The organism is Risungbinella massiliensis, from assembly GCF_000942395.1.
In the GTDB taxonomy this organism is placed as follows: domain Bacteria; phylum Bacillota; class Bacilli; order Thermoactinomycetales; family Thermoactinomycetaceae; genus Risungbinella; species Risungbinella massiliensis.
Map to the genome: position 1 here is coordinate 1,137,353 of NZ_LN812103.1, position 20,079 is coordinate 1,157,431.

21 protein-coding genes are annotated in these 20,079 nt (G+C 40.4%); 17 read left to right on the plus strand and 4 right to left on the minus strand.

From position 1 onward, the window contains the following. The first annotated feature begins 60 nt into the window (after window positions 1–60). The 11 genes from VJ09_RS16850 to VJ09_RS16900 all read left to right on the plus strand — a co-directional run bounded on the left by VJ09_RS16850 (window position 61) and on the right by VJ09_RS16900 (window position 8,676). Window positions 61–507, plus strand: a complete 447-nt coding sequence (locus tag VJ09_RS16850) for a MarR family winged helix-turn-helix transcriptional regulator (protein ID WP_044642751.1) — start codon at window positions 61–63, stop codon at window positions 505–507. Between the two features lie 191 nt (window positions 508–698). Then, window positions 699–1,460, plus strand: coding sequence for a metallophosphoesterase family protein (locus VJ09_RS16855; protein WP_230199172.1), 762 nt, complete (start codon window positions 699–701; stop codon window positions 1,458–1,460). 343 nt (window positions 1,461–1,803) lie between these two features. Beyond that, window positions 1,804–2,484: a GntR family transcriptional regulator gene (locus VJ09_RS16860; protein WP_267904333.1), complete on the plus strand. Its 681-nt coding sequence runs from the start codon at window positions 1,804–1,806 to the stop codon at window positions 2,482–2,484. A gap of 15 nt (window positions 2,485–2,499) precedes the next feature. Continuing rightward, window positions 2,500–3,708 (plus strand): SIS domain-containing protein, encoded by a 1,209-nt coding sequence (locus VJ09_RS16865; protein WP_230199173.1) that lies wholly within the window; start codon window positions 2,500–2,502, stop codon window positions 3,706–3,708. A 62-nt stretch (window positions 3,709–3,770) separates the two neighbouring features. Further along, complete coding sequence (gene agaB, locus VJ09_RS16870; protein ID WP_044642752.1) at window positions 3,771–4,244, plus strand: PTS galactosamine transporter subunit IIB; 474 nt, start codon at window positions 3,771–3,773, stop codon at window positions 4,242–4,244. A gap of 12 nt (window positions 4,245–4,256) precedes the next feature. Next, window positions 4,257–5,057, plus strand: coding sequence for a PTS galactosamine transporter subunit IIC (agaC, locus tag VJ09_RS16875; RefSeq protein ID WP_044642753.1), 801 nt, complete (start codon window positions 4,257–4,259; stop codon window positions 5,055–5,057). Beyond that, the gene (gene agaD / locus VJ09_RS16880) at window positions 5,047–5,868 is read left to right on the plus strand and encodes a PTS galactosamine transporter subunit IID (RefSeq protein WP_044642754.1); all 822 of its coding nucleotides are present in this window, start codon (window positions 5,047–5,049) and stop codon (window positions 5,866–5,868) included. The genes agaC and agaD overlap by 11 nt, the downstream gene beginning before the upstream one ends. 104 nt (window positions 5,869–5,972) lie before the next feature. Next, the gene (agaF, locus tag VJ09_RS16885; protein WP_044642755.1) at window positions 5,973–6,401 is read left to right on the plus strand and encodes a PTS galactosamine/N-acetylgalactosamine transporter subunit IIA; all 429 of its coding nucleotides are present in this window, start codon (window positions 5,973–5,975) and stop codon (window positions 6,399–6,401) included. Between the two features lie 28 nt (window positions 6,402–6,429). Continuing rightward, window positions 6,430–7,164 (plus strand): glucosamine-6-phosphate deaminase, encoded by a 735-nt coding sequence (locus VJ09_RS16890; protein ID WP_044642756.1) that lies wholly within the window; start codon window positions 6,430–6,432, stop codon window positions 7,162–7,164. A gap of 129 nt (window positions 7,165–7,293) precedes the next feature. Further along, the gene (locus tag VJ09_RS18915; RefSeq protein WP_044642757.1) at window positions 7,294–7,623 is read left to right on the plus strand and encodes a low molecular weight protein tyrosine phosphatase family protein; all 330 of its coding nucleotides are present in this window, start codon (window positions 7,294–7,296) and stop codon (window positions 7,621–7,623) included. A 282-nt stretch (window positions 7,624–7,905) separates the two neighbouring features. Next, a complete protein-coding gene (locus VJ09_RS16900) occupies window positions 7,906–8,676 on the plus strand; it encodes a metallophosphoesterase family protein (protein ID WP_044642758.1) in 771 nt (256 codons plus the stop codon). 275 nt (window positions 8,677–8,951) lie between these two features. Here the strand turns inward: VJ09_RS16900 and VJ09_RS16905 are convergent, their stop codons facing one another. Together VJ09_RS16905 and VJ09_RS16910 are read right to left on the minus strand one after the other, a co-directional pair. After that, entirely contained in the window at window positions 8,952–10,490 is a 1,539-nt protein-coding gene (locus VJ09_RS16905) for a solute symporter family protein (protein ID WP_044642759.1), read from the minus strand. Beyond that, window positions 10,487–10,786 (minus strand): DUF485 domain-containing protein, encoded by a 300-nt coding sequence (locus VJ09_RS16910; protein WP_044642760.1) that lies wholly within the window; start codon window positions 10,784–10,786, stop codon window positions 10,487–10,489. Before VJ09_RS16910 ends, VJ09_RS16905 begins: the two co-directional genes overlap by 4 nt. A gap of 183 nt (window positions 10,787–10,969) precedes the next feature. Between VJ09_RS16910 and VJ09_RS16915 the strand changes: the two genes are divergently transcribed. Both VJ09_RS16915 and VJ09_RS16920 read left to right on the plus strand, forming a co-directional pair. Continuing rightward, the gene (locus tag VJ09_RS16915; protein WP_044642761.1) at window positions 10,970–11,461 is read left to right on the plus strand and encodes a DinB family protein; all 492 of its coding nucleotides are present in this window, start codon (window positions 10,970–10,972) and stop codon (window positions 11,459–11,461) included. A 317-nt stretch (window positions 11,462–11,778) separates the two neighbouring features. Then, the gene (locus tag VJ09_RS16920) at window positions 11,779–13,308 is read left to right on the plus strand and encodes a phospholipase D-like domain-containing protein (RefSeq protein ID WP_044642762.1); all 1,530 of its coding nucleotides are present in this window, start codon (window positions 11,779–11,781) and stop codon (window positions 13,306–13,308) included. 95 nt (window positions 13,309–13,403) lie between these two features. Here the strand turns inward: VJ09_RS16920 and VJ09_RS16925 are convergent, their stop codons facing one another. Next, window positions 13,404–14,810, minus strand: coding sequence for a GntP family permease (locus VJ09_RS16925; RefSeq protein ID WP_044642763.1), 1,407 nt, complete (start codon window positions 14,808–14,810; stop codon window positions 13,404–13,406). Window positions 14,811–14,964: 154 nt separating this feature from the next. On the opposite strand from VJ09_RS16925, the gene VJ09_RS16930 reads away from it, so the two are divergent. From VJ09_RS16930 to VJ09_RS17810, 4 genes are all read left to right on the plus strand, one after another. Beyond that, window positions 14,965–15,741, plus strand: coding sequence for a 3-hydroxybutyrate dehydrogenase (locus VJ09_RS16930; protein WP_044642764.1), 777 nt, complete (start codon window positions 14,965–14,967; stop codon window positions 15,739–15,741). A 93-nt stretch (window positions 15,742–15,834) separates the two neighbouring features. Further along, on the plus strand, window positions 15,835–16,533 hold the full coding sequence (locus VJ09_RS16935) for a lipopolysaccharide core heptose(II) kinase RfaY (protein ID WP_044642765.1): 699 nt from the start codon (window positions 15,835–15,837) through the stop codon (window positions 16,531–16,533). Window positions 16,534–16,718: 185 nt separating this feature from the next. Next, window positions 16,719–17,633, plus strand: a complete 915-nt coding sequence (locus tag VJ09_RS16940; RefSeq protein WP_044642766.1) for a DMT family transporter — start codon at window positions 16,719–16,721, stop codon at window positions 17,631–17,633. 178 nt (window positions 17,634–17,811) lie between these two features. Next, window positions 17,812–19,581, plus strand: coding sequence for a hypothetical protein (locus VJ09_RS17810; protein ID WP_052807475.1), 1,770 nt, complete (start codon window positions 17,812–17,814; stop codon window positions 19,579–19,581). Between the two features lie 103 nt (window positions 19,582–19,684). Here the strand turns inward: VJ09_RS17810 and VJ09_RS16950 are convergent, their stop codons facing one another. Then, entirely contained in the window at window positions 19,685–19,993 is a 309-nt protein-coding gene (locus VJ09_RS16950; RefSeq protein ID WP_044642767.1) for a hypothetical protein, read from the minus strand. Between the last annotated feature and the right edge of the window lie 86 nt (window positions 19,994–20,079).

Genomic DNA, 20,079 nt, shown 5'->3' on the forward strand with positions numbered 1-20,079 from the left:
TGGAAACTTCTATTTTAGGGAGATTATCTCCTATTATTTCCAAAGGAGTAGATTCACATCATGGAGAATGAGAACCTTCGTCTAGATAACCATCTTTGTTTCACAATTTATGCTTGTTCTAGAGAAATCACAAAGCTTTATCGACCATTGCTTGCCGAATTAGGAATAACATATCCTCAGTATTTGGTATTGCAAGTTCTCTTTGAACATGGGGAATGTACAGTAAAAGAACTTGGTCAGATTCTGTATCTGGATTCTGGAACGTTGACCCCATTATTAAAACGAATGGAAGAGATGAACTTAGTGAAACGGAACCGTAGGAAAGAGGATGAGAGGGTGGTAAGCATTCAACTAAGTGATTCAGGTGTAGATGTTCATAAGAAAGCTTGTAAGGTGCCAATGAATCTTTTCAATAAAAGTGGTGTGGAGCCAGAGGAGTTTACCAAACTATTAGCACAAATGAAGAAATTACTTCAATCGGTGCATGATGCAAATCAGGGGACATGATGTTTTTACTCAATTGATTCAAAAGTTAACCAGGATGGATGAAGAGCAGTGGAGAAATCTCCTTGGAATATCTGGTCAGCAATTTTAGAGCGTTATCGTTCGTATTTTCCAAGTTATGTTGATCTAACAAGAGATGATCTACCATTTTAAAACGAGGATTATCTCTGTTATCATTTAATGAAATCAGAAAGGTGGAGAGCACCATAGACAATTTTCAATCATTTGCTATTATTTCTGATATTCACGGAAATTCATGGGCGTTAGATGCCGTGTTGGAAGATATCGAGCAAAGAGGGATACTCGATATTATAAATTTAGGTGATAGTTTATTTGGGCCTCTTGACCCTGCTGGTACAGCTAAGAGACTAACCTCAAAAAAGATTATCTCTATCAAAGGGAACCAAGACCGGATACTAGTATCTCCCACTAAGGAAGCATTACAGGCAAAAACATTTGTATATGTGAAAGAACAGCTAGATTCCAACACTCTACATTGGCTTGAGGATCTGCCCAGTACGCTTCGTTATGGACAGGAAGTTTATTTATGCCATGGGACTCCTGTTTCCGATGAAACGTGCTTATTAGAGGAAGTTACGCCTAACGGAGTCTTTCTTAGATCCTCTGAACTGATTCATCAAGATCTAAAGGATGTAAACGAGCAGATTGTTTTATGTGCTCATAGCCATATTCCAAGAACCGTTTACCTATCCTCTGGTCAGATCGTGATAAACCCAGGTAGCGTGGGGCTTCCTGCTTATACAGATGAATTGCCTTTTCCACACAAGATGGAATCTGGTTCTCCTCATGCTAAATATACAATTTTGTCAAAGCGACACGATCAATGGTTAGTAGAGCATATTTTAGTGCCTTACGATTGGGAATCCGCTTCCAAAAAAGCCTTAGAGAACGGTCGGGATGATTGGGCAAGATGGATATTGTATGGTCGTGATTGAAATGATACCCTTTTACTATAATATATCTTAATTCTAGCAACCTCGGTTTTATCACGAGGTTTTTCTTATTGGGGCAAACAATGATTGGTTTTGTGTTTGTTTTATAGAGCAGCCAAGATAATTATTTCTCGTATTACATTCTGTTTTTATGCACTAAAAATAAACTTTTATTTAAATATAAAATAAAATGGAAACGATTCCATTGACAAATAGCATAGATGATCGTTACTATAAAGACATAGCACAACTGGTAGTGACAACATGACAACACTACCTCATCTTTCGAACAGGAGGAAGAAGCCTGAAAATAGATAAGTCAAGTCGACTCCCACTTTATGTGCAGGTGATCGAAAATATTTTGAAGATGATTTCGTCTGGACAGGTGAAGGAGCATGATAAGCTACCGTCCGAACGGGAACTGTGCGATATTTATGGAATTAGTCGAACCACTCTTCGTCAAGCGATGGTGGAGTTAGAAAACAAAGGATATATCTACAAGGAGCATGGAAAAGGTAGTTTTGTCGCTCCTGCTACTTTTAAACAGAGTTTAACCAATATTTATAGTTTTTCCGAAGAGATGAAGAGACTGGGAAAAAAGACAAGTACAGATATTCTTTCATTTCAAATTATGAAAGCGCCTTCACGTATTGCGAAGGTTTTGCAGATCGAGGAAGAGGCAGAGGTAATCGAGTTGATCCGTCTGCGTTATGCAGACCAGGAACCGATTGTTCACGAGACCTGTTATCTGCCACGTGCATGGTTTGCTGATTTGACTCAAGCCGATTTAGAAGGTAGATCACTTTATGATGTTCTCCGAGAAAAGTACCAGATCACGATCAACCGGGCTTTTGAATCGATTCAAGCGATTGGAATAAAAAAGCCAGAATCGACGCTTCTCCATGAGTCTGAAGGAGCACCAGGACTTCGAAATGAGCGAATTGGTTACGCAGGTGAACAGATCGTAGAGTGTACCATCGCTATTTCTCCAGGAGACAAATTTACGTACACTGTAGAACTAACATAATGAGGTGAGAAAGTAGTGTTCTTATTTCAGTCAGAAGCCAAGAGCAAAGAAATGGGCGCGATTCATACAGAACGAGAGATTGCTCAGCAACCGGATCTATGGCTCCAAACATACCAAAACATGGTTTCCGAGCGTGAGAGAATCCAAACGTTCTTGGGTACTATTTTGAATCGACACTCTCATGTAAAGGTGATCTTAGCTGGCGCAGGAACTTCTGCTTTTGTAGGAGATACGATTCAACCTTATCTGCAAAAAGTAAGCGGTTCCAATAAATTGGAATTTCATTCCATTCCTACAACAAACATCGTGTCCAATCCAAGCGAGTATCTCCATGCCGACATGCCAACGATCATGATCTCCTTTGCTCGTTCAGGCAATAGCCCTGAGAGTGTTGCTTCAGTAGAAATTGGAGAGAAGTTAGTTCAGGACTTTTATCAAGTTCAGATTACTTGCAATCCAGATGGATATCTTGCCAAGAAATCGACCGATCAAGAGAAATCGCTCTTGTTGTTGATGCCAAAAGAGAGCAATGATCAAGGATTTGCGATGACTAGTAGTTTCACTTGCATGATGTTAAGTGCAATGCTTCTATTCCAAACGGATCGTTTGGAGCAATATGAAAGCGTTATCCAACACATCAGCCGGATCGGAAGTCACTTCTTGAAAAATGGGACGAAGCGCTTAGCTACCTTAGCAGAAAAGCCATTCTCCAATATTGTTTATCTGGGATCCGGATCATTACTGGGACTTGCTCATGAGTCATCACTCAAAATGTTAGAGCTAGTCAACGGAGATATTTTCACTTTGTATGATTCACCACTTGGCTTTCGGCACGGTCCCAAAACAATCCTTAACGATAAGTCACTCGTTGTCTTGATGATTAGCAATAATGTTTATACACGTAAATACGATCTGGATCTATTAAAAGAAATTTATCGTGAAAAAGAGATTTGCTCAGCTCACGTACTTGCAATCTCTGATGATTTTATCGAAGAAGTGAGAGAAAATAGTGACTATTATTTGTATACCGAACTGCCAGAAGGAAGTAATGATTCACTTCAAGGGATAGAAGATGCTTGGTTGGCATTTCCATTCATCTTATATGGACAAGTTTTTGCACTCCACAAATCGTTACAACTAGGCTTTCAACCAGATAATCCATGTCCAAGTGGTAGTGTAAATCGCATTGTACAAGGTGTGACGATTCATCCGTATTCATCATAAACCTCTAAATGAAAGCGATCTCACTGGATCGAATTTGTAAAAAAGAAAGGGGAGAAACAAACATGGGTACACCTAATATTTTGCTTACTCGTATTGATAATCGTTTGGTGCATGGACAAGTAGGCGTAATTTGGACAAGTACACTGGGAGCAAATTTACTTGTCGTAGTCGATGATCAGACTGCTAATGAACCACTACAGCAGCAATTGATGGAAGCGACTGCAAAATCATCAGGAGCGGGAATCCGGTTCTTTACCGTTCAAAAAACGATTGATGTCATTCATAAAGCTGCAGCCCGTCAAAAAATGTTCATTATCTGTAAGACACCAGAGACCGTACGACGCCTCATCGATGGAGGAGTGCCGATCCAAGAGGTAAACGTCGGAAACATGCACTATTCTGCTGGTAAGAAAGAACTAACGAAAAAGGTCTATGTGGATGAAAAAGATTTAGAGGATCTGCACTATCTTCAGTCAAAAGGGGTTGAAGTCTACATACAAGACACTCCTGGAGATACCAAACATTCCATCAAGTAGAGGGGGAGCACCATGGATATTACATTAACACAGGGGATCTTACTAGCAGTTCTAGCAATTATCGCTGGTTTCGATTTTTGGTTAGAGGGTTTTTATATTTTCCGACCTATGATCGTTTGTACCCTTACTGGTTTGATCCTAGGTGATCTATCATTAGGGATCGTGGCAGCAGGCCTAACCGAGCTTGCATTTGCAGGACTGACTCCAGCAGGTGGTACACAGCCTCCTAACCCAATTTTGGCTGGGGTGATGACAGTAGTAATCGCTCATACCACAGGAGTGAACCCAGCTGCCGCAATTGGACTCGCTTTGCCATTTAGCTTCTTGATGCAGTATATCATTCTATTCTATTACTCGATCTTCTCTGTCTTTATGGGAAGAGCAGACAAATATGCAGAAGATGCAAATACGAGAGCTTTCTCTGTACTGAACTGGGTTCCCATCATCATCGTTTCGCTCACATATGGAATTGTTGTATTTCTCTCCGGATATATCGCACAAGAACCAATGAAGGCATTGGTACAAGCTATGCCAGAATGGTTGAGCCATGGTTTTGAGATTGCCGGAGGGATCTTACCAGCAGTAGGATTTGGTCTCCTGTTAAAAGTGATGCTAAAGCCAAAGTTTATTCCTTACTTATTAATTGGTTTCTTCGTCGCTTCGTTCTTGGATTTTGGCAACTTACTACCTGTAGCGGTAATTGGTCTAGCAGCAGCTCTCTATGCATTCTTCCAGGATAAAGAGAAAGAAGAACTCGAGAAACGATTAGCAGATAGCCTACCGGCTGGAGGTGACTACGAAGATGGAATCTAAAACACCTGAAACAAATGAACCAAAACGCCTTTTATCAAAACGAGATATTACCAAATTAGGATTTAGATCGATCTTCTTACAAGCTAGTTTTAACTACCAGCGAATGCAAGCGGGAGGATGGTTGTATTCCATCTTACCGTTCCTCAAAAAGATATACCGTGACGATAAAAAAGGTTTGTCTGAGTCGATGAAAGATAACTTGGAATTTATCAATACCAGTCCACCGCTTGTATCGCTTCTCATGGGACTATTGCTCTCGTTAGAAGAGAACAAAGAAGACAGAAACACGATCAAAGGTCTAAAGGTAGCACTCTTTGGACCACTCGCCGGGATTGGCGATGCGATTTTCTGGTTTACGATTTTGCCGATCGTTGCTGGGATTACTGCTTCTTTTGCAGCAGACGGAAGTATCCTTGGCCCTATTATTTTTGCTTTAGTCTATCTCGGGATTTTCTTTATGCGGGTTTTTTGGGCTCATACAGGATATACGTTGGGTGTAAAATCGATCGCTAAAATCAAAGAGAACTCCGAGATTTTATCCAAAGCAGCTACGATCTTGGGTGTTACGGTGATCGGTGGTTTGATTGCTTCTTATGTAAATATTGAACTTGCGACTACTTTGCAGATCAATGCAGAGAAAAGTGTTTCTTTACAAAAAGATTTCTTAGATAAAATTTTTCCAAATCTATTACCACTTGGATATACCTTTTTGATGTACTACTTCTTGAAGAATAAGAAAATGAATCCAGTACTGTTGATCCTCATCACCTTTGTATTGGCGATTCTACTATCCTATCTTGGTATTTTATAAAGTCGAATTCCCATGAACGAGGGGCTTTTATCCCTCGTTCATGGTTAGTTGAATGATTCAAGCTTTACTACCTATTCACTTAGGATAGAGAGGAGCGTTTTGAAATGAATGGAATAATTGTAACCGGGCACGGTCATTTTGCTACTGGATTGGGCTCATCTCTTAAATTGATTGCAGGAGAACAATTGAATATAAAGTTTGTAGATTTTGTAGCAGAAGATTCAACAGAACAATTACGAGAAAAGATCTTACAGGAACGATTGGCACTTAAAGATTGTGATGGTGTACTAGTCCTCTGCGACTTGGTTGGAGGGTCTCCGTTTCAGACAGCTGTCCTTCTATCTAACGAAGATCCAAAGATAAAAGTAGTGGGGGGAACAAATCTAGCGATGTTAGTAGAGTTGGCTCTATGGAAAGAGACCAAAACTCTCGAGGAGCTAACTAGTCTAGCAGTCTCAATAGGAAAAGATGCTGTCCAAGCTTTTGAATTGCAAGATAGAGTATTAACCGAACCAGAAGAAGATGGGATCTAAGTGAGTCATAGTAGGAGGGGTAATTTTCATGGAGATTGTAGTTGTAGCAGATTTTGAAGAAATGTCAGAACGAGCAGCAGCAGATATCATTACGCTACTTAATGAAAAACCAGATTCTCTTATCAGCTTAGCAGCGGGCTCTACCCCGACAGGGACCTTGAAACGATTAGTAGAAGCTCAATCACAAGGAAAAGTTGATTTTTCTCAAGCTATTTTTGTGGGATTAGACGAGTGGGTAGGAATGGACCGCACGGATGAGGGAAGTACACAACATTATCTCTATGATACCTTTTTCCGTCCCGCACAGATTCGAGAAGATCAAATTTTCTTCTTCGATGCCAAAGCAGCAGATTTGGAACAAGAGTGTCAGAAGATTGATAGACTCATTGAAAAATATGGAGGGCTCGATCTCGTATTGTTAGGAATAGGGGTAAATGGACACTTAGGCCTCAATGAACCAGGAGTCTCTCTGGAGTTAACGAGTCATGTAATGGATCTTAGTGAAACTACTAAACAAGTAGGGCAAAAATACTTTGCACAAGAAACAAAATTGGTACATGGAATTACGCTAGGATGTCAGCATTTTGTAGAGGCAGATAAGGTGATCCTTATTGCCAATGGAGAAGCAAAAGCAAATGCTGTAGCAGGTATGGTACAAGGAGAAATCACCTCAGATCTTCCAGCTTCTGTCTTGCAAAAGCATATGAATGCTATTGCTTATCTGGACAAGGCGGCAGCAGCACTATTAAAGACAGATCAATAAAAAAAGATGAAAGAAATAAAATGAATGTAGGTGCCTTTTGACACTATGCAAAAGGCATCTTTTTTATCATTGTTATTGTGATGAGATATTGTTGAGGAAACGTTAATCAAATTCAAGAGGTGAAGACATATTAAGATTTTATTTATTTGTAGCAGGAACAAATGGCGTAGTCTAACTGCAGAAAAGATTTTTCATAGATTCAATAACTATGATGTAAGGTCTGTTGGTACAGAGGATGGTGCTAGAATAAAGGTTACAAGTGGACACATTGGTTGGGCTGACCTTATTTTTGTAATGGAAAAGAAACATCTTATACGACTTCAAGATAAGTTTGGTCCTATGCTCTCTAATAAAAAGATTAGAACTCTGGACATACCTGATGATTATGGTTTTATGGACGAAGAATTGATCGAAATACTTAAATCTAGAGTTTCCGAACATATAGATGTACCAGATTAACATTAGATTCTCTAGCTACAAATAAATTTAGTTTGTGGGAAGAAGGTTATGCGTTGAACCATACAAACTACTTGGAAATATCTTTACTAAATAAAGAGAAAAAGGAGCTTTTAGATTTTGAAAGAATTTAATAGGTAAGTATCCAGTTGAAGATAGGGAAGACCATATAAGTTTAAAAGTTGTTGCAGATAGGGTTAATATATTTAGATAATTTTGTATGTTTATATTTATTTTACTAATGATCGTGAAGTTGTAACACTAACAAAACGAGGAGGTTGAGAGATGAAAATTGCAGCACTTTATGATATTCATGGAAATCTACCATCGTTGAACGCATTACTCGAAGAACTCAAAGAGGTGCAACCAGATTTAATCTTGGTGGGAGGAGATATCGTTTCTGGACCCATGCCTAGGCAAACGTTAGAACGTCTCTGTCAGCTTGGTGATCAGGTTGGCTTTATTCGTGGCAATGGGGATCGGGAAGTTGTCATGGCTTATGATGGTCAGCCTCTTTCCCCTAATATGTCAGAGAAAGGGCGTGAAAAGACACGCTGGGTTGCTGAACAATTAACACGTTCCCAACGTGATTTTTTGGCTCAGTTACCAGACAAGATTACACTTCATGTTAAGGGACTGGGTGATGTCTTATTTTGTCATGCCACACCACGTAGTGACGAAGAGATTTTTACACCGATTACCTCACAGGAGCGACTATCTAGCATCTTTAAAGGTATTGAGCATCCGATTGTTGTGTGTGGACATACCCATATACAGTTTAAGCTGCAAGTAGGAGATGTGTGTATTTTGAATGCTGGGAGCGTAGGAATGCCCTATGCTGATCGACCAGGTGCGTACTGGCTACTACTAAGCCCAGAAGGATATGAGTTCCGTAGGACGATGTACGATGTCGAGTCGGCTGCGCAAGAGATAAAAGATAGTGGGGATCCACAAGCACAGGATTTCGCTGAACAAAATGTACTCACTATACCGACTGCTATTGAGGCAATGGAAGTCTTAGAAAGCATGGCAAAGCATCAAGGATCGCACGAATGAGAGAAGTGCTAAGTAATTTCTTTATGAGCGAGGAGATATAACCCCATAGCTTCAAGCACCTGTTTTGCAAAGCATTTTAATGCCACAGCCTTCTCGATCAAGCAGCGGCATCACTACTGTAATCAGCTCTATAAATAGATAGGTAATTATATTGATTGGAGATGCATATATAGAAGTTCTGTACAAAGGCCTCTTTCTTTACAGAAAAAAAGCCACTGGCGATCTGTTGGTCATTTTAGACTGGGAACAGATCGTGGTGGCTTTCTTCCTTTATCTTATGCTTCTTTTTTGATTCCCGTGTTGGCTTGGACTAATATCTCATCAAACTTCTTGTCGTCCGTTTCTTTGGAAGTCAAAATTGTTCCGAGATATGCAGCCAAGAAGCCGAGTGGAATGGAGATAATTCCAGGGTTGGTAAGAGAAATGAGTGGCTCTCCAACTAAAATTGCTTTTCCAGGAGTAGGATCCCAAATATTAGGGCTAATCGCTACTAGGATCAGAGAGCTAAAGAGACCAACTAGCATTCCTGAAATAGCTCCAGTTGTATTAAATCTACGCCAGAAGATCGTGTACAAGATGACAGGAAGGTTGGCACTAGCCGCGACGGCAAAGGCGAGTCCAACGAGAAATGCCACATTCAACTTTTGGGCAAACAGGGCGAGGAGAATCGAGATGACCGCCACACCTACCGAAGCCCATTTTGCGGCTAACATTTGCTCTTTTTCGGAAGCAGTTCCCCCACGAAGTATATGATTATAAAAATCGTGAGCAAAGGCAGAGGCAGCAGATAAAACAAGACCTGCAACGACAGCTAAGATGGTGGCAAAAGCAACAGCAGAAACAAAGGCAAACAGGAAATCTCCACCCAGAGCCTTCGCCAACAGTGGGGCTGCCATATTTCCAGCTGCATTGGCTTCGATAATTACATCATGTCCCACAAACGCAGCAGCACCAAATCCAAGGAAGATGGTCAAGACATAAAAGATCCCAATGATCCATGTTGCGTTTACGACAGAACTACGCGCGGTAGGGGCGTCTTTGACAGTGAAGAACCGGATCAAAATATGAGGAAGGCCTGCAGTTCCCAATACGAGACCTAAATTGAGTGAGAGAGTGTCCAAACCATCTTTAAACTTATTTCCTGGATTTAGGAATGCTTCTCCAAGTGGAGTAGCAGTTCGCATCTCATCAAACATCTTAAATAAGTTGAAATCAAATTTAGCTAGTACCATGATCGAGATCAGAAAGGTACCTGTCATCAATAGAACTGCTTTGACGATCTGAACCCAGCTTGTCGCAATCATCCCTCCAAATACGACATAGATGGTCATCAAAGTTCCTACGATGAGAACGGAAGTCACATAGTCTAAACCGAGTAGTAATTTAATGAGGGCGCCAGCCCCCACCAACTGAGCAATCATATAGAAGATGGAGATAGCAACGGAGTTGAGTGCAGCTACCCCACGAATATTTTTTTGGTCAAATCGAGCTGCAATCATATCAGCCATTGTGTACTTTCCAAGATTACGAAGTGGTTCTGCGACAAGATAGAGAACAACGAGATAGGCTACTAGAAAGCCAATACTATAGAAGAATCCATCAAAACCTGAAAGCGCTATCATACCAGCGATCCCTAAAAAGGAAGCAGCAGACATATAGTCTCCAGCGATCGCCAATCCATTTTGCCATCCAGTTAATCCTCCGCCAGCTGTATAAAATTCACTCGTGGTATTAGTACGTTTTGCAGCGAAATAGGTGATCAAGAGAGTTCCCATGACGATGAGCAAAAAGAGCCAGAATGCAGTGGTATTCATGCTACTTCTCCTTCCTTTTGGTGGTTCTCTTTGATCTGGTCTACTATTTGGTCAAACTCTTTTGCTTTGCGGTTATACACGATACAACAAGCCCAAGTCATGATGAATTGCAAAAAGGCAAACACCCACGCCCAACTAATGGAACCGATAGCAGGTTTGTTTAAAAAGGTGAAATAAGAGGTAAAAATGGGAAGTGCAAAATAGAAGAGAAAAAAGAAAATCGACATCGGAACGATAAAGGCTTTTTTCTTTTTCAGAAGCAGTTGGAAGTCAGATGATTTTGCAATTTTTTCCATGAAGGTCACCTCTTGAAAATAGGTTTTTTGTTCTACTTTAAAATATAGTTAATTCACATAATTGTCTATAAATATTTGCTATTTCGTTAAATTTTCCGAGAGGTTTGTGCTTGAGAAATTGGCAAAAGTATATGTTTGATAATATATACTATTTGGGAAATAGAGTGAGAAGGGGTGGATATAGTGAATCAAAATGAATATGAATGGGTAAAACAGACTCGTGAAGTACTTCTAAACTTTTGTAGTGAATTAGATCAAAATGACTTTACTCGCCAAATGGATGGGTTCGGTTTTCAAAGTGTGCGGGAGGCACTGGTACACATAGCAGACTGTTATAATGGTTGGCTTGGCTCATTTATCTTATTAAAAACAAAGAATCCAAAAACTTCAAAAGAGGACTTGCTACAACTCGGTTTAGATGACATAAAGGTACGATTTGAATATGTAGATTCTTTAGTAAATGAGGTATTTGAAGTATTCACAGATCACATGAATGAGCCGGTTCAGAAGAAAATTCCTTGGAGACAAGAAGGGGAGATGGTATCCCTCACCCCTGGTAAATTGCTAACGCATACGATTACTCACGAATTCCATCATAAAGGGCAGATTGTAGCTATGTTACGCCAGATGGGGTATGAACCTCCAAATACAGATGTGTTAGGAACTAAGGATTAGAAAGAGAGTACATGTGGTATTTTTGTTTGGTAGAAGAAACTCAGCAGTCAGGATAATCTTATATCCGTTCAAAGCGAGAAGGCAGCAAACTCCAAAATATGGATGCTGCTTTTTGTTGTTGTCTGAAAAGCATCACTGCATTTTATACCTAAATTCTGAGAATTGTTTCCTTATATATAGGGGAGCGTATGCCTGTTATCAAGCAGAAAAGGTTTTGAGAAATACGGATTTTAAATAAATTACAAAGAAGCACATGGAAATGAATACTATCATTATACGTTACACATTTTATAGGAGATCGAGGGAGGGATCTTTAGTTGGTGTGGATTCTTTGGCTCTACATAATAAATTCACTATTGATATTAATCATAGCAATTCGCGAAGCACGCAGGCCAGCTAAGGCTTTGAATTGGGTAGCCATTTGTCTTGTTTTGCCTGTCATCGGTTTTGGACTCTATCTTAGCACCTCAAACCCCGTGCGTATTCGTCGAGAAAGATTGACTTCTCCTAATAACGAGTCAGACACGTTGCCTGATTCATTTAGCCGTTCTGCATCGATTATTGCTCATACTTTACGCAATTTGACCGTAAATGGCCTTCGGACTGGCCGAGTTCAGGTGCTCACGAACGGTATGGAAACATATGAGAAACTCATTGAAGCGCTACAGAACGCACAAAATACGATTAATCTGGAATATTTCATATACCGGGATGACCAAATTGGTAGAAGAATCACGGATCTGCTAATTGAACGATCCACAGCTGGTGTACAGGTTCGCTTTATAAGAGACGGTTGGGGGAGTCGAAAATTTCCACAGCAGCAGATCAATCGGATGATGGGTGCTGGGATTGAATGCCGTATATTTTTTCCAATGCGCTTCCCGTGGGTATTGTCCAATTGGAATTATCGGGATCATTGCAAAATCGTTGTAATAGACGGAAAGGAATCTTTTACAGGTGGTATCAATGTTGGGGATGAATACACCGGTTTAAAGCCGAATGTCGGATTTTGGCGCGACACCCACGTGCGAATTGTAGGGGAAGTTGCAGACGATTTGCAGGCTATTTTTGACGCACATTGGAAGATCGTTTCGCCGGAACGGATGAAGATGAGGACACATCCGAACAGAAAAACGGAGGATACGCAAGAAACCATTCAGCGTTCAAAGCATATATCGCAGAACATCGCTCCATATAGCAAATCTGCTCGTTTAGGATTGCCAACAGAATTTGGCACTGAGTTGGGCACCATGAATCGCAACGATATAGATAACGACCCGAGCACAAAGGCGTTACAGCAAGCGTATGTGCAGACCTTGGAAGGTAATCCTGGAATTCCTACTCAAATTATTCGGCAGGCTTACTTCATTTGCCTGACACAAGCGACCCAGTCTATTGACATCACTACCCCCTACTTTGTGCCCGATGCAGATATCATTATGGCGATCAAAACAGCCGTAGCACGAGGTGTGCGTGTAAGATTATTGGTTCCTCACCAAGTAGTTCCCAAAATCGTGGGCCCTGCAAGTCGGACCTACTACGGAGAATTGTTGGAAGCTGGGGTTGAAATCTATCAGTACAGCAAAGGCATGTTGCACGCAAAAGTGATGATCATCGATGAGGAGATTGCTGAAGTAGGTGCGGCAAACTATGACATGAGAAGCTTTCGCCTAGATTATGAGGTTTGCGAAGTCTTGTATAGTGCTCATGTGGCACAGGAACTTACCAAGCAATTCGAGCGTGATCTCACTAATTCCATACCGTTGAGAATGGATGATTTGCTACATCGTCCCCTTTCACAGCGTATGATGGACCAAGTTGCTCGCTTGTTATCTCCGTTGTTATAACGAAGCAGTCTTGAATTCAAAATAAGATGCCTCTTTTTCGTTAGAGGCATCTTGTATGAAAAATTTTTCCTAAATTATTTGATTTGCCAAATTTCTTACACCAACCCTGTTATGAGAGTGAATGCGATCAAGAGTGGTACTACCAACGTTTTGATCACGGTGATCGCAAAGATATCTCCATACGATTGACGGTGTGTTAGACCACAGATAGCAAGTAATGTGATAACCGCTCCGTTGTGTGGTAAAGTATCCATGCCTCCAGCAGACATCGAGGCGATCCGATGGAGCAATTCGGGACTAATACCGGCAGCATTTGCCCACTCTAGATATTTGGCACCCATCGTATCTAGGGCAATACTCATTCCACCAGAAGCAGAACCGGTAATCCCTGCTAAAATGTTGATAGATAGTGCTTCGGAAATGAGTGGATTTGTTTTCATCGATAACAGGAAATCGGAGACGGTTTGGAAACCAGGTAGGCTGGAGATTACATTACCAAAGCCAACCTCTGATGCCGTATTCATAATGGCAAGTAAGGAACCTACTGCACCTGCAGTCAGAGTATTTGCTAATCCAAACCCTTTATTTTCTTTACCATTTTCCCCATTACGCTTATATTTCCATTGGATAAAAATAGTGAAGAGAACCCCTATAGTTAGAGCAACGATCAGAGACCATACTCCTAGGACGCTTTCTACTTTTAGCCCAGGATAATTGGCAATGATAGAAGCTGGATACCAATCACTTAGAATATATTTGGTTAAGATAAAATTTCCACCAAGTACTAATATTAGCGGAACAAGAGCCAATCCAAAAGGAGGTAACTTTTCATCGGAACTAATTTCGGGTTCATTGAGTGTATGAGACCCGTATCCTTCTCCTGCGGCTACCAATTTATTTTTTCTACGATTGAGCCACCATAACCCAGCGCCTGCTACAATGATCGCACCCAGAGTTCCCGTGATGGGAGCTGCTAGAGATGTCGTGTTAAAATACGTTGTTGGAATGGTGTTTTGGACTTGTGGAGTACCGGGAAGTGCATCCATTGTAAATGTAAAAGCCCCTAAAGCGATCGTAGCTGGGATAAGACGTTTGGGAATATTGGCTTCACGGAATACAGCTGCAGCAAACGGATAAACCGCAAATGCTACTACAAAGAGGCTAACTCCTCCATAGGTAAGAACTGCACAAGTAAGGACAACGGATAGGATTGCCTGATTTTTTCCTAGCTTTTGGATTAGGGTGCGGGCAATCGAGCGAGCAGCACCACTGTCGTCCATCACTTTTCCAAAGATAGCACCCAAAAGGAAAATCGGGAAGTATAACTTGATATAGTTTACTGCTTTCACCATAAAGACTTCCGTAAAGGTAGGAAGGAGCGGGAGACCAGAGAGAACCGCAGCGAGTAACGCAAAGATCGGTGCAAATAAAATGACCGGGTAACCACGGTATGCAACGAAAATGAGGAGTCCTAGCGCTAGAAAAATTCCTAAAACTGCCAATGAAAAGCCTCCTTTGTTGTAAGCCCTTACATAAAAAATGTGAAAAAAGTGTGTCTGTATAAATATTATATAATAGATAATATTCTTGCAATATATTATATTAAAAATATAGCCTTCTATTTTAAGAATGAATTAGTTAAGGAGGAGAATTCAGATGGTGGAACAAAAAGTGGTCTATCTAACAGGAGCAGCTCAAGGGATTGGTTTTGAGATTGCCAAGAAGTTTGCTACTAACCATGCCAAAGTGGTATTAACTGATATGAACAAAGTAGGAGTCGAGAAGGCGGTTGCATCTCTTCGTGAGGAAGGATATGAGGCAATTGGATTGGAAGTAGATGTGACTAATGAAGAAGCGATCATCTCCTCTATTGAAAAAACGGTTGAGACCTTTGGTCAACTGGACATTTTGATTAACAACGCTGGTTTACAGCATGTTTCTCCCATCGAAGAATTTCCAACAGATCGTTTTCAATTACTAATTCAGGTCATGCTTGTTGCTCCGTTTTTGACTACAAAACATGTGATGCCAATTATGAAAAAACAAGGTTACGGCAGAATCTTGAATATGGCATCGATCAATGGTCTGATCGGATTTGCGGGGAAAGCTGCATATAATAGTGCCAAACATGGTGTGATTGGTTTGACGAAGGTGACAGCATTGGAAGGAGCCAAGTATGGTATTACCGCTAATGCGATTTGTCCGGGTTATGTAGATACTCCACTTGTACGAAATCAGCTACAAGATTTAGCTAAAACACGAAATGTACCATTAGAGCGAGTGTTAGAAGAAGTGATCTATCCTTTGGTTCCACAACAACGTTTGTTAGATGTAGAAGAAATAGGAGAGTATGCACTATTTTTAGCTAGTGTAAAAGCAAAGGGTGTTACAGGACAAGCTGTTGTGATCGATGGGGGTTATACTGCACAATAATATCGAGCGGCTTTTTTTGGAATCGCTTTCTTCTATTTGCTTGTTTACTCTCATAGATTAAGAGGAAAAGGAAAAAAGAAGGAGGGGAAAAGTTTGGCACCACAATCTTTCTCGTTGGATCCAGAATTAGTAGGATATCTATCTCAAATGGCTAATAATGAACAACTTCAGCAAAAACACCTTCTTTTAGGAGAAGGGCTTAGTGGTAAGGTATGGGAAGTCGAAGGTTATGCCATCAAGGTATATAAAGAGAACTACAGTGAAAAAGATGACTTTCGAATGTTGCAACGATTGGACGGGCATGCTGCTTTCCCTAAGTTGTTTTATGCGGATCAACATATGATGGTAACAGAGAAGGTAGATGGGGTCACGCTTGCTCAGATACGACAATCTGGAGAGAAGCTTGGAATGGATATATATCAGCAGATGGAACGAAATGTCGAAGATTGTTATCGTCAAGGTATTATTGCAGATGACTTACATCTCAACAATCTCATGCTTGACCGACAGAACAAAGTGAGAATCGTGGATGTAGGACGATTTGAGGTTACTTCTGTTCCGCAATACTATCGAGATCAGTTGATCGAAGACTTAGATGGTTTGAAGTATCATGCGGGATTGTTTAGTTTTTCTTCTAAGCGCAAAAAGCACCGGAGACATCGGAGACATTCTTCATCTAGTTCTCGCAAACGCTATTACTCTTCCAGTTCTCGTCGTAGACATTATTCTTCTTCATCTGATCACCATCGTCGACGTAGAAGAAGACATCGTCGCTCATATTCCTCATCTTAAGAGGTATTGATAGATAAATTAACAAGCACTGGGCTTATTACCCCAGTGTTTGTTTTGTTGGGTTGGCATTCTCCTAAAATGTTACTGAAATAAAACTGTTCATTGTACTCTATACTTTCGCGCGTAAATGGAGTAGAGTGAAACCAATTAAACTTTCGAGTAACGAATTAAATGAGGAGAATAAAATGAAGAAGAAACATTTTTTGCTTCTTATGCTGTTAGCTATTTTATGGGGTGCATCCTTTTTATGGATTCGTGTTGCTGCTCCAAGTTTTGGTCCATTTGTTTTAATGGATTTACGGGTATTAGTCGCAGCTGGAGTTTTAGGGATTTATGCTTGGATACGAAAAAAGAAGATCGATCTTTACGCCAACTGGAAAGATTTCCTTATATTAGGTGCGATCAATGCAGCGATTCCTTTTACTTTGATTGCATACTCAGAGCTGGTAGTCTCTTCTTCTCTTGCCTCCATTTTGAATGCTCTTACCCCACTTTGCACTGCTGTGGTGGCTTGGATGTGGGTAAAAGATCCTCTCAGGTGGAAAAAAATAACAGGACTTCTGGTAGGGGTAGCAGGTGTGATGGTATTAGTTGGATTGGATTTAGGTCAAGAAGTAGATTCAAAAGTCTTTTATTTAGCAGTTGTTTGCTCCCTCGTTGCAACCATCTCTTATGCTTTTGGTGGTGTCTATATTTCCAAGTATCTAAAAAAAGTAGATACTCTCTCTTTCTCAATTGGACAACAAGTTAGTGCAGGGATTTGGTTGCTCCCGTTTGCCCTGACGCATCTTCCCACTACAATGCCTACTTGGCAAGCATGGGCAAGTCTAGCAATGCTGGCTATTGTTTCGACTGCAATCGCCTATTTAATCTACTTCTCCTTGATTCAAAGTATCGGATCTATCCGTACTCTTATGGTCACTTTCTTAAACCCGATATTTGGCACGATTTTTGGGGCTATTTTATTACATGAACCGGTATCTTCTAATTTATTTATAGGACTAATCCTAATTTTATTTAGCATTTTTCTTGTTTCCAATCTTTCAGAGAAAAAAGAAGAAGTTCCTGTTTCGGATCTCGCCAAGAAGACAGCCTCTTAAAAAAGGCTGTTTTTCTATTCGGACTTGTGAAGGTAAAAGGTATGTTGCCAAATTTTTATATTTTTTTAACAAATTTAAAACTCCATTGAACAGACTATTTAGATCAGGTAATCTTAAGATGACTTACTCTTTAGATTAACGGAAGCAATCAGACAGAAGAGCAGAAAGGGGATCCTGCGTGAGTAAACCAACAAGTAGTTTGAATAATAGTATGCAACAATTTCAAATGGTTATGGAATTGGAAAGTTTACGTACAGAAGTTCCGACGATATCCTACTCTAAAGAGAGAGCAGCCCATATAACTGGCGGCACTTCCAAAATGGTATCTAAAGCAGCATTGTTTACCTTGGCATTATCTACAGGTGTGATGATGTATGGTACCGATGCAAGTGCAGCAGCAAAAGATACCGAGAAATCGGATAAGAAAACAAATATAACACAAGAAAAATCAACGAAGAAAACAGCTACTAAACAAACGAAATCTTCTACGAAGAAAAAGACGGAAACAAAAAAGAAGATCGAGGTCAACGTAAAATCGTCTTCGAAATTGAAGAAGACCAGTTCTGTTGAAAAAGATCTGAAGAAAACAACAAAATCTACTAACACGACCAAGTCAACTCAATCGCAAGCAGAGACTAAAAAGACAAAAACAACAAAGGTTCAAGAGAAAAAGCAGGTTACAAAACCTACTGATTCAGCTCAACCGAAAGCAGAGACTAAAAAGACAGAGACAAAAAAGGTAGCGACTAAGAAAACAGAGGCAACGAAAGTAGTAGTACGAGACGGTGCCAAAACGATCACAACGAAACAATCTACTCCAAAGGCAACGACAAAAGAAACAGCTACTAAGGAAACTCCAGCAAAGGTAGTTACAAAAGAAGTGATCATCCCGGCTGATGGACAGATCAATCTAGATGAGCTCCGTGCTAACTTGCGTAAAGAGCTTAAGTTACAAGAAAAAGATAAACTAGAATTAATCGTGAAGCAGCAACCTGCTGTTCAGACACCAGTGCCTGTGGTGGAGGTTGAACCAGTGAAACAAGAGCAACCACCAGTTCAAGTGGAGGTTGAACCTGTTAAGAAAGAAGAAACACCAGCACCATCTTATCAACAAGAGGCACCTAAGAAAAAAGCCGATAAACCTGTGAAGAAAAAGAAATGGACTTATAAAAAGAATACTTCCAATACACAAAAAGAAGAATCTGCACCAGTTCAGGTAGATATACCAGAAGTCCCTACAACTCCAATTATGGTAACTCCATTGCCAGAAAATATGGAGAGTAGAGACAATCAGGAGAGCGGAGATCATCAGGTTACCCTAAGTAGTATTTTTACTTCGTTATTTGAGACACCAGTTAACAAAAACACAGGAACCATGACATTCTCCTTACTTAGTCTCGAATCAAACAAACAAGATAATCCAGGGAACCAATCGGAAAATGAGGGCCGCTCAGAAGGATCAGAGAACAAGCCATCTCCTGAGGTAGTAGAAGAACAACCAAGCATGCCGGAATTGTTTGGAGAGACTCGTGACATCTTAGCGTTGGAAAAATCAATATTAGAAAGCGAAACGCCAACTGTAAGTAACGAAACTCCATCTGTAAGTACAGATATTCCTGCTATAACCGAACCTACTAATGAAAATGTTCCATCATCTGATATGACTGTCCCATCTCCAGATCAAAAGGATTCGTTGATCGTTCAGGGACCTTCTAACAATACTGGTAACAATAATACTGTAATAGGAGGACAAGATGTTGTAACCAATCAAAGTGGGAAAACATCTACCTCTCAAGACAAAATCGGTCCAGATGCTCCTAAGACAATAGATGGCGGAGAGCTTCCAGATACTGCAAGTAATGATCTAGGTACTGCAGTATTGGGTGGTACCGCAGCTTTGGCTGGAGCAATTTATCTTACAAGACGCCAAAGAACCAAAACGGAATAAGTTACCGACAAAAGATCCTTCTGTATACTCAGAGGGATCTTTTATGCTTAAATCATAAAAATAAAAGACCAATCTAGCGAAGAGCCAGATTGGTTATGCACAACTATTGTAGTATATCGTTGATTGTATCTGGAACGTAAAATCCATTATATCGCTTCCAGAATAAGAGATCTTTGTCTTCGGACTTTTGACAAATATCTGTGAAGAGCAATTGCCATTCTTTTGATGTTTCACAAGGAATATCCTTGTCTGAAATAAATTGATCTAATACTGTTGCGATTGATACACGAGCAGCGTAATACTCACTCCAGTGCATCTCTAGATAATTTTCTCTAGCGAGTTTTGTCACGTGTGTAAGATAGGAAGCGATTAGTTCCTTCATTTCTGACTGATTGATCCATTTGTTTTCCATAGATAGTTCCTCCTTATAATAAATAGGTTTTATTCAAGGAGGGACATAGAGTCCACACCTTGAATCCATATCACGGCTGTACCATC

Coding starts and splice junctions, on each gene's coding strand:
- VJ09_RS16905 (WP_044642759.1), bottom strand. CDS start 10,490: ATGAATACCACTGCATTCTGGCTCTTTTTGCTCATCGTCATGGGAACT.
- VJ09_RS16930 (WP_044642764.1), top strand. CDS start 14,965: ATGGTGGAACAAAAAGTGGTCTATCTAACAGGAGCAGCTCAAGGGATT.
- VJ09_RS16950 (WP_044642767.1), bottom strand. CDS start 19,993: ATGGAAAACAAATGGATCAATCAGTCAGAAATGAAGGAACTAATCGCT.
- VJ09_RS16910 (WP_044642760.1), bottom strand. CDS start 10,786: ATGGAAAAAATTGCAAAATCATCTGACTTCCAACTGCTTCTGAAAAAG.
- agaC (WP_044642753.1), top strand. CDS start 4,257: ATGGATATTACATTAACACAGGGGATCTTACTAGCAGTTCTAGCAATT.
- VJ09_RS16900 (WP_044642758.1), top strand. CDS start 7,906: ATGAAAATTGCAGCACTTTATGATATTCATGGAAATCTACCATCGTTG.
- agaF (WP_044642755.1), top strand. CDS start 5,973: ATGAATGGAATAATTGTAACCGGGCACGGTCATTTTGCTACTGGATTG.
- VJ09_RS16850 (WP_044642751.1), top strand. CDS start 61: ATGGAGAATGAGAACCTTCGTCTAGATAACCATCTTTGTTTCACAATT.
- agaD (WP_044642754.1), top strand. CDS start 5,047: ATGGAATCTAAAACACCTGAAACAAATGAACCAAAACGCCTTTTATCA.
- VJ09_RS16890 (WP_044642756.1), top strand. CDS start 6,430: ATGGAGATTGTAGTTGTAGCAGATTTTGAAGAAATGTCAGAACGAGCA.
- VJ09_RS16940 (WP_044642766.1), top strand. CDS start 16,719: ATGAAGAAGAAACATTTTTTGCTTCTTATGCTGTTAGCTATTTTATGG.
- agaB (WP_044642752.1), top strand. CDS start 3,771: ATGGGTACACCTAATATTTTGCTTACTCGTATTGATAATCGTTTGGTG.